The following is an 8,968-nucleotide window of genomic DNA, read 5'->3' on the forward strand; positions in this document are numbered from 1 at the left end:
GTGAAGATCGTCACCGCCGTCGCCTACTCCGAGGTCCACGACGCCTACCTGCGGGACCACCCGGTGGAGCGGGCCCACGAGGCGAACAGCAACGTGTACGGCGAGGAGAACATCGAACGCGCCGACGGCCTCCAGGGCGGCTGGTGGCGGATCAGGCTCTCACGGGCCGACGTCCTGGGCGTCGTCCTGCCCTGGCACCTCAGCGAGGGCGGGGAGCTCGAACTGGTGCCGCGCGCCGGGCTCACGGTGGGCGAGGCGGCCGAGCGGGTCCGCTCCGGCGGGGCCGCGTGGACGGCGGCCAACCCGGTCTGCGCGGCCAAGCTGCGGCTGCTGCGGTGGGCCCCGTTCACGCCGCTCTTCCTCAGCACCGCCCCGGTCGACCACTCCGACTACGGGGACCTCGCGGTCCGGGCCGGGCTGATCCACCTCGACGGCCTGCACCGCATGCTGGCCTGGGAGTTGGCGGGGAGGCTGCCCGCCCGGGCGGTGCTGGACGGGTACCTGGTGGGTGATCCCGGGGTGCCGGCCGGACGGGCCCGGGCGGGCCGGGCGGGGGACGAGTCGGCGTGACCCCCGCGACGCAGCACCTCCGGTCCGCACCACCCGCCCGGGCCGCCCGCTCGCTGCCCGAACTCCTCGCCCGCCAGGCCCGGGCGTACCCGGACCGGCCCGCGCTGAGCGACGGCGTCCGCACCCTCGACCACCGCGCGCTGGACGCCGCGGCGGGCCTCGTCGCCGCCCGGCTGGCCGCCGTCGGCACCGGCCGGGGGGACCGGGTCGCCCTGGTCGGGCCCCGGGACGCCCGGATGCTGGTGCTGCTGCACGGCGTGCTGCGGTCGGGCGCGGCGGCGGTGCTCGCCGACCCGGACTGGTCGGCGGCCGACCTCGCCCGGCGGCTGGCAGCGGTCCGGGTGGCACGGGTGCTCGCCACGGAGGCCGGGCTCGGCGGGGAGGTGGTGGACGTCGAGGCGATCACCCGGCAGTCCGCGACGCCCGCGGACGGCGCGGTGGAGACGGGCCGTGCGGCAGAGACGGACGGTGCGGTGGATGCGGCCGGGGCGGCGGACGCCGGGGCGGTCACCCGGTGGCCCGCGCCCGCGGACGACCTCTCCGGGGAGGACCTGGCCTACCTCTCCTTCACCTCCGGGTCGAGCGGCGAGCCCAAGGCGGTCGCCGTCACCCACGCCAACGCCGTGCACTACGCCCGGGCGCTGGCCGCGCGGCTCGACCTCACCGAGGCCGACGCGCCGTGCACCGCGCACGTCACCACGCTGGCCGCCGACCTCGGCCACACCGCCTGGCTGCTCGCCCTCGCCACCGGCGGATCGGTGCACGTCGTCCCGGACCGCGAGGTACGCGACCCGGAGGCGTTCTGGGCCTCGCTGCGGCGCGCCGGGGTGACCGTGCTGAAGACCACCCCGTCACACCTGACCGCCCTGCTGGAGGGCCGCCCGGCCGGGTCGCCGCCGCTGCACACCGTGCTGCTCGGCGGCGAGCCGCTGCCCCGCCCGCTCGCCGCCGCCCTGCTCGACGGCGGCACCACCGCCCGGCTGGTCAACCACTACGGCCCGACCGAGACCACCGTCGGCGCCACCTGCCTGCTCGTCACCGACGCCCGCCGGCTGCCCGCCGAGGAGGCGACCGTACCGATCGGCACCGCGATCGGCGAGGTGCGGCTCACCGTCGTGGACACTGCCGGACGGGAGGTGCCGGACGGCGCGGTGGGGGAACTGCTCATCGGCGGCCGCGGTGTCACCGCCGGCTACTTCGGCCGGCCGGAGGAGACGGCCCGCGGCTTCGTCCGGCGGGACGGGCAGCCGACGTACCGCACCGGCGACCTGTGCCGCCGACGGGCGGACGGCGACCTGGTCTTCCTGGGCCGGGTGGACCGCCAGGTCAAGGTGCGCGGCTACCGGGTGGACCTCGCCGAAGTCGAACGCGCCATGGACGGCTACCCGGGCGTCCTGCGCTCGGCGGCACTGCTGCGGGAGACCGCCGTCGGCGGCCAACTGCTGGGCGCGGTACGACTGTCGGGCGGGGCGGACACCGTGGCGGGCCTTGCCGACCACCTGCGGGACCGGCTGCCGGGCTACTCAGTGCCGCAGCCGATCCTGGTGCTGCCGGAGTTCCCGGTCGGACCGAACGGCAAGCTCGACCGGCAGCGGCTGGGCGAGCTGGTCGCCGAACTGGTCGGGGTCCGGGCGGAGTCGGAGGGCACCGCCGGCTCCGGCCTGGCCGGGCGGATCGCCGGGTTCTGGGCGGGCGCCCTCGGACTGCCCGCCGTCGGGCCTCGGGCCGACGTGCTGGGCCTCGGCGGGGACTCCATCCTCGCCATGCGCACCATCGCCTTCCTGCGGCGTGCGGGCCTGCGGGTCGCCTACGAGGACTTCTACCGCCGCCCGACGGCGGAGGGCCTGGCGGCCGCCGTCGTCCCGGTCGCCCCGGGTGCCCCGGGCGTCCCGGGCGTCCCGGGCGTCCCCGCTCCGCGCACCGGGCGCGACGGCGTCCGACTCGCCCCGGCGCAGCGCTGGTTGTACCGCCAGCGGTCCGTGCGGGACGTCCGGCACTGGAACCAGTCCGTCCTGCTGCGCTGTCGCACCGCCGTGGACCCGGCGGCGCTCTCGGCCGCGGTCGCGGCCGTCCTGGAACGCCACCCGGCGCTGCGCCGGCCGGTCTCGCCGGACGGCTGCGGCGAGCCCCGACCGGTGTCCGGCCTCGACCCGGTCTCCTTCTCCCGGATCCCGCGCGCGGCCGGGCCGATCGCCGACACGATCGCCGGGCTCTGCACCGAACTCCACCGCAGCCTGGACCCGGCGGCCGGCCGGCTGCTGCGCGTCCACCTGTTCTCGGGTCCGGCCGGCACCGACGACCGGCTCGCGCTGATCGCCCACCACCTGGTGGTCGACGGGCTGTCCTGGCGGATCCTGCTGGACGACCTGGCGCACGCCTACCGGGCGGTGCTCGACGGGAAGCCGGCCGAGCTGCCGCCGACGGCGGACTTCTACGACTGGGCGGCGGCGGCACCGGCGGCGGGCTCCGTGGCGGGCCCCTCCGCCGTGCCGGACGCGGAGCCCGCCGTGGAGACCCCGGTCGAGCCCGTGACCGAGTCGGCGGCGGAGCCCGAGCGCGAGCCCGTGACCGAGCCCGCGATCGGGCAGCCCCCGGTGGAGCCCGCCGCGCTCAGCTGGGCGCTCGACCCGGCCGCCACCGCCCGCCTGGTCGCGCGGCACGGTGGCGGGTCCGGACTGGAGGCCGTGCTGCTCGCCGCCTTCGCCGGGGCCGTCACCGGCTGGAGCGGCCGCCCCCGGCTCGCCGTGGAGGTGGAGACCCACGGCCGGGACGCCGTGGGCGACCCGGGCGAATTCCTGGACACCGTCGGCTGGTTCACCGCCGTCAAGCACGTCGCGCTGCCGGCCGGGGCCGACCCGGGGACGGTGGCGCGGCAGCTGCGCGCGGCGACCGTCCGACCGATGGACGGGCCCGGGCACCGGCCCGCCGTCGGGTTCAACTTCCTCGGCACCTTCCGGCTGCCCGAGGAGCCCGCCCTGGACTGGACCGTCGCCGACGAACAGGCCGGGACGGCGCGCTGCGCCGGGGGCGATCCGCTGTACGAACTGCGGCTCACCGCACGGATCGTGGAGCAACGGCTGGTCGCCGACCTGGTGTACGGCCGGGCCGCACTGTCGGACCTCGCCGCCGAGCGGATCACCGCCGCGTTCACCCGGGCCGTGGCCGCCGAGGCGGGGACGGAACCGGGGACGGAGGCTGGAACGGGGCCGGGAACGGAGCCGGGGACGGAGGCGGGACCGGACACCGTCGACCCGGGCCCCGGGCCCGTCCGGGCGCCGCTGTCCACCTCCGGCCAGCTGCTGCACCCCGGCGCCCCGCCGACCGCCCGGGCGGCGGTGCGTGAACCCGCCCGGGTGCTGATCACCGGCGCCACCGGCTACCTCGGGCGGCACCTGCTGGACGCCTTCCTCCGGCGCGGCGCCGACGTCACCTGCCTGGTACGGGCCCGCGACGACGCCGAGGCGCTGCGCCGCCTGAGCCCCGGCACGGCCCGCGCGGCCGGTGCCGTCGCCGGGGACGTCGACCGGGACGGCCTCGGCCTCTCCCCGGCCGGTCTGGAACGGGCCCGGGGCGCGCGGATCGTCGTGCACGCGGCGGCGGACGTCCGGCTGGTGGCCTCGCCCGACGAGCTGGAACGCACCAACCACACGGCGGTGCGCCGCCTGCTCGGCTGGGTCGGCGAGCACGCCCCGGAGGCCCGTGTCCACCACGTCTCCACGCTCGCCGTGTCGGGCGGCGTGGACGGCCCGCCGCGCCGCTTCAGCGAGGCGGACCTCGCCATCGGCCAGTACTTCCGCACCCCGTACGAGCGGACCAAGTTCCGCGCGGAGCAGGCCGTCCGGGCCTGGGCGGCCACCGGGCACGCCGCCTACCTGCACCGCAGCGGCCACATCGCGGCACACAGCCGCACCGGGGCGTTCCAGGCCAACGTCGGCGACAACCGGATCTACCAGCTGATCCGCGGCTACCTGCTGGCCGGTGCGGCGCCGCGCCGGCCGGGCACCGCGTTCGCGTTCTCGCACGTGGACACGGTGGCCGCCGGGATCGCCGCGATCGCCCTCGACCCGTACGCCGCGCCCGGGGCGTACCACGTCGAGTCGCCGTACGAGGTCCCGCACGACGAACTGGTGGGCTGGCTCGCCGGGCAGGGCCACCGGGTGCGGCTGACCGACGACGAGACCTTCGCGGCCGCCATCGCCGAGGCCGAGCTCCGGCACCCGACGGCGGCCCGGCTGGCCGCCGCCTGGGCGCAGCAGGAGGAGCGCAACGTCCGGGTGGACAGCGCGTACACCACGGCGGCGCTCGACCGGCTGGGCGTGCGCTTCACCGCCCCGACCCCGCAGTGGTGGTCGGCGGCGCTCGCCTGGGCCGCCGAGGCCGGCTACCTGCCGACCGCCCGGCCCGCCCCCGGGCCCGCCCTCGCACCCGACCACCCCGGATGTCCCCCCGTAGGCAGGACTCACCCGTGAAGGCAGGATCCAGCGTGACGTCAGGTTCCGTGTCCCAGCTCTCCCCGGTGCTCAAGCAGGCCACGCCGGTCGTCGCGGTCCGCGGCGAGGGCCTCCACCTCTACGACGCCGGGGGCCGCCGGTACCTCGACTTCACCTCCGGCGTGGGGGTGACCAGCACCGGTCACTGCCACCCGAGGGTGGTCGAGGCCGTCCGCGAGCAGGCCGGCCGGCTGATCCACGGTCAGTACACCACCGTGCTCCACGACCGGCTGCTCACCCTCACCGAGCGGCTCGGCGAGGTGCTGCCACCGGGCCTGGACTCGCTGTTCTACGCCACCGCCGGGACCGAGGCGGTGGAGGCGGCGCTGCGGCTCGTCCGGCACGCCACCGGTCGGCAGAACGTGATCGTCTTCGAGGGTTCCTTCCACGGCCGCACCATGGGCGCGGCCTCGCTCACCACGGCCGGCACCCGGTTCCGGGCGGGCATCGGCCCGCTGGTCCCCGGGGTCGCGGTGGCGCCCTTCCCGGCCGCCTTCCGGCTCGGGCTGTCCGAGGACGAGGCGGTGGAGCACGCGCTGCGCGGACTGGACGAGGTGCTGGCGACGGTCTCCGCGCCCGCCGAGACGGCGGCGATGTTCGTCGAGCCGGTGCTCGGCGAGGGCGGCTACGTGCCGGCTCCGCGCGGCTTCCTGACCGGGCTGCGCGAGCGTGCCGACCGGCACGGGATCCTGCTGGTGCTGGACGAGGTGCAGACCGGCTTCGGCCGCACCGGCCGGTTCTGGGCCCACCAGTACGAGGACGCCCACCAGTACGAGGACGCCCGCCCGAACGGGGACGCCCACCAGCACGGGGACGCCCGCCCGAACGGGGAGGGCTTGCGTCCCGACGTCCTGATCACCGCGAAGGGCCTGGCCAGCGGTTTCCCGCTGTCCGCGATCGCGGCGTCCGCGGAGCTGATGGGCCGCGCCTGGCCCGGCTCGCAGGGCGGGACCTACGGCGGAAACCCGGTGGCCTGCGCGGCCGCCCTGGCCACCCTGGACGTGCTGCGCGAGGAGCGGCTGGTCGAGAACGCCGCCGAACAGGGCGAGCGGCTGCTGGCCGGGCTGCGGGCGGTGGCCGCCGGGGCGCCCGGGATCGCCGACGTCCGCGGGCTCGGGCTGATGGCCGCCAGTGAGTTCTGCCGCCCGGACGGCTCCCCGGATCCGGAGGCGGCCCGGCGCGTCCAGCAGGCGGCCGCCGAGCACGGCCTGCTGCTGTTGCCGTGCGGGATCCACCTCAACGTGGTCCGGATGATCCCCGCGCTGGTGGTCACGGCCGGGCAGGTGGACGAGGCGCTGGAGCTGTGGGCCAAGGCCGTCGCGGCCGGAAGCCGGTAGGGAGGAGAGCGATGGAGACGGTGAAGGAAATCGGCTGGAGCAGCCTGGAGCTGGACGCCCGGCGGGCGCTCTGGTCGCTCCCGCTGGGGGAGGTGGAACGGCGGCTGCTGTGGGCGGACGCGCGGGCCGGGCGGTGGGGCGCGGCGGAGCCGGTGCGCGCCTGGCTGCGGGAGTTCGTCCGGGACGCCGTCGCCTCCGTCGGCGTCACCCACATCGGCGGCTTGGTGGACCCGGCGCACCCGGAGGAGCAGATCACCGAGGTGCTCTCCTTCCTGCTGCGGGACTACGGCCGGATCGTCCCGCAGAACGGGCGCGGCGACCTCACCTCCGTGCTGCGCGACCAGGACGGCGACGGCAACACCGAACTCGGCTTCCACTGCGACACCTGCGACCTGCTCGTCCTGCTCTGCCTCCGGCCCGCCTTCGACGGCGGCGGGTTGACCAAGCTGGCGAGCGCCCGGCACGTCCGCGACCTGATCGAGCGGGAGCGGCCGGACGCGCTGGCCACGCTCTGCGAGGACTGGACGTTCGACCGGACCGGCCGGGCGGGCCCGCAGGTGGTGGTCACCCCGATCCTCTACCGCCAGAAGGAGGGGACGGTCGGCTGCTACTACCAGACCCGCACCGTCCGTTCCTCCCCGGACCGCGGCGGCCCTGAGCTGACGGACCGTCAGTGGGAGGCGCTGGGCGTCCTGGACGAGGTGCTGTACCGGCCGGAGATCGCGTTCGGGCTGCCGATGGCCGCCGGTGACCTGTTGATCATCCGTAACAGCCGCGTGCTGCACGGGCGTTCGCCGTTCGTCGACGAACCGGGCCGGTACGCACGCCGGATGCTGCGGATCTGGGTGAACGAGGGGGAGGAGTGGGCACGTTGACCGCACCGCACGGACGGGTCGCGATCGTCACCGGAGGCGGCAGCGGGCTCGGCCGGGCCTCCGCGCTGGCTCTGCTGGAGGCCGGCTGGACCGTCGTCGTCGCCGGGCGGCGCAAGGACGCGCTGGAGGAGACCGCCGCCCTCGCGGGCCCGGCCGCCGACCGGGTGCTGCCCGTCCCGACCGACATCCGCAGCCCGGAGGAGGTCGCCCGGCTCTTCGACGCCGTCCGCGACCGGTACGACCGGCTGGACCTGCTGTTCAACAACGCGGGCGCCGCCGCCCCGCGCCGGCCGATCACCGAGACCCCGTTCGAGGACTGGAACCGGGTGCTCGACACCATCGTCACCGGTGGCTTCCTCTGCGCCCGCGAGGCCTTCCGGGTGATGAGCACCCAGACCCCGCAGGGCGGGCGGATCATCAACAACGGCGCCCCCTCGGCGTACGTGCCGCGCCCCAACTCGGTCGCTTACACGGCCGCCAAGCACGCGGTGCTCGGCCTCACCAAGGTGCTCGCCCTGGACGGCCGCCCGTACGGCATCTCCTGCGGGCAGATCGACGTCGGCAACGTCAGCCCGGTCGACGGCGGACCGCAGCCGGCCGCGATGCAGGCCGACGGCACGATGGCGGTCGAGGCGACCATCCCGGTCGAGCGCTTCACCGAGGCGCTCGTCCTGATGGCCGCCCAGCCGCCGGACACCAGCATCCAGTCGCTGGTCGTGCTGCCGGCCACCATGCCGTTCGTCGGGCGGGGGTGAGCCGGTGTTGGTCAGCGCGCGCTCTTTCGAGGAGTACCGGGCCATGTTCGCGCTCACCGACCGGGACCTGGAGCAGCGCATCCTGGACTGCCCGGCCGGTGCGGCGGGGTTCGTCGCCGAGGCCGGGCGGCGCGGCGTCGACGCGGTCGCCGTGGACCGCCAGTACGCCGACCACCGGGAGGAGTTGGGCCTGCTGGTGGAACGGGAGACGGTCTTCAAGCGGGACCTGCTGGTGAAGGAGACGGCCGGCTTCGTCTGGTCCCGGTACGGCGACGTGGACGACATGATCGGCCAGTGGACCGCCAACGCCAGGGCCTTCCGGGCCGACATCGCCGCCCGCCCGGACCGCTACGTCGCCGGCTCGCTGCCCGAACTCCCCTTCGCTGACGACTCCTTCGACCTGGTGCTCAGCTCGCACCTGCTGTTCTCGTACGGCAACCGGCTCGACGAGGAGTTCCACCGGGCGGCGCTGCTGGACCTCGCGCGGGTGGCCCGCCGTGAGGTCCGGCTGTTCCCGCTGGTGGTGTACGACACCGGAGTCCGCTACCCGGAGCTGGAGCGGCTGCGCCGGGAGCTGGCAGGGCTCGGGGTCCCCAGCCGGGTGGAGCCGGTGGCGTACCGGTTCCAGCCGGGGGAGGGCGAGATGCTGGTGCTCTCCTGCGCAGACTACCGGGCTCCGGGGCGGCCGGCCACGGCGGCGGGGCGGGCACCGGCCGAGGACCGGGTGCGCTGGCGGCACCGGGAGGCGGCACGGCCGGGCCCCTGAGCTCCGGCCCGCCGAGGCCACCGGAGGTCCGTCGAGGCCGCCGGAGGACGGGCGAGCCTGCCGGAGGACCTCCGGGGACGCCGGAGGCCCGGGGGGGGGGGGGGGGGGGGGGCCCCCCCCCCCCCCCCCCACCCCCCCCCGCGGGGGGGGGGTGGGGGGGCCGGGGCGCCGCGGG

General features: G+C 76.7%; 6 protein-coding genes. All 6 read left to right on the forward strand.

The genetic code is table 11. The features are described 5' to 3' along the window. From ACFV0O_RS21830 to ACFV0O_RS21855, 6 genes are read left to right on the forward strand one after another with little or no spacing between them, the layout of a single operon-like run. Positions 1-570: a DUF6309 family protein gene (locus tag ACFV0O_RS21830; protein WP_380344178.1), complete on the forward strand. Its 570-nt coding sequence runs from the start codon at positions 1-3 to the stop codon at positions 568-570. After that, a complete protein-coding gene (locus tag ACFV0O_RS21835; RefSeq protein ID WP_380344181.1) occupies positions 567-5,039 on the forward strand; it encodes an AMP-binding protein in 4,473 nt (1,490 codons plus the stop codon). Before ACFV0O_RS21830 ends, ACFV0O_RS21835 begins: the two co-directional genes overlap by 4 nt. Before the next feature lie 29 nt (positions 5,040-5,068). Then, positions 5,069-6,397 carry an aspartate aminotransferase family protein gene (locus tag ACFV0O_RS21840; protein ID WP_380344261.1) on the forward strand — a complete coding sequence of 443 codons (1,329 nt, stop codon included), beginning with the start codon at positions 5,069-5,071 and terminating at the stop codon, positions 6,395-6,397. A gap of 11 nt (positions 6,398-6,408) precedes the next feature. After that, complete coding sequence (locus ACFV0O_RS21845) at positions 6,409-7,272, forward strand: TauD/TfdA family dioxygenase (RefSeq protein ID WP_380344183.1); 864 nt, start codon at positions 6,409-6,411, stop codon at positions 7,270-7,272. Continuing rightward, positions 7,260-8,027 (forward strand): SDR family oxidoreductase, encoded by a 768-nt coding sequence (locus tag ACFV0O_RS21850; RefSeq protein WP_380344186.1) that lies wholly within the window; start codon positions 7,260-7,262, stop codon positions 8,025-8,027. The genes ACFV0O_RS21845 and ACFV0O_RS21850 overlap by 13 nt, the downstream gene beginning before the upstream one ends. Positions 8,028-8,070: 43 nt before the next feature. After that, positions 8,071-8,793 carry a methyltransferase domain-containing protein gene (locus ACFV0O_RS21855; protein ID WP_380344189.1) on the forward strand — a complete coding sequence of 241 codons (723 nt, stop codon included), beginning with the start codon at positions 8,071-8,073 and terminating at the stop codon, positions 8,791-8,793. Positions 8,794-8,968 lie beyond the last annotated feature (175 nt).

The sequence above is a fragment of the Kitasatospora sp. NPDC059577 genome (genome assembly GCF_042735475.1).
In the GTDB taxonomy this organism is placed as follows: domain Bacteria; phylum Actinomycetota; class Actinomycetes; order Streptomycetales; family Streptomycetaceae; genus Kitasatospora.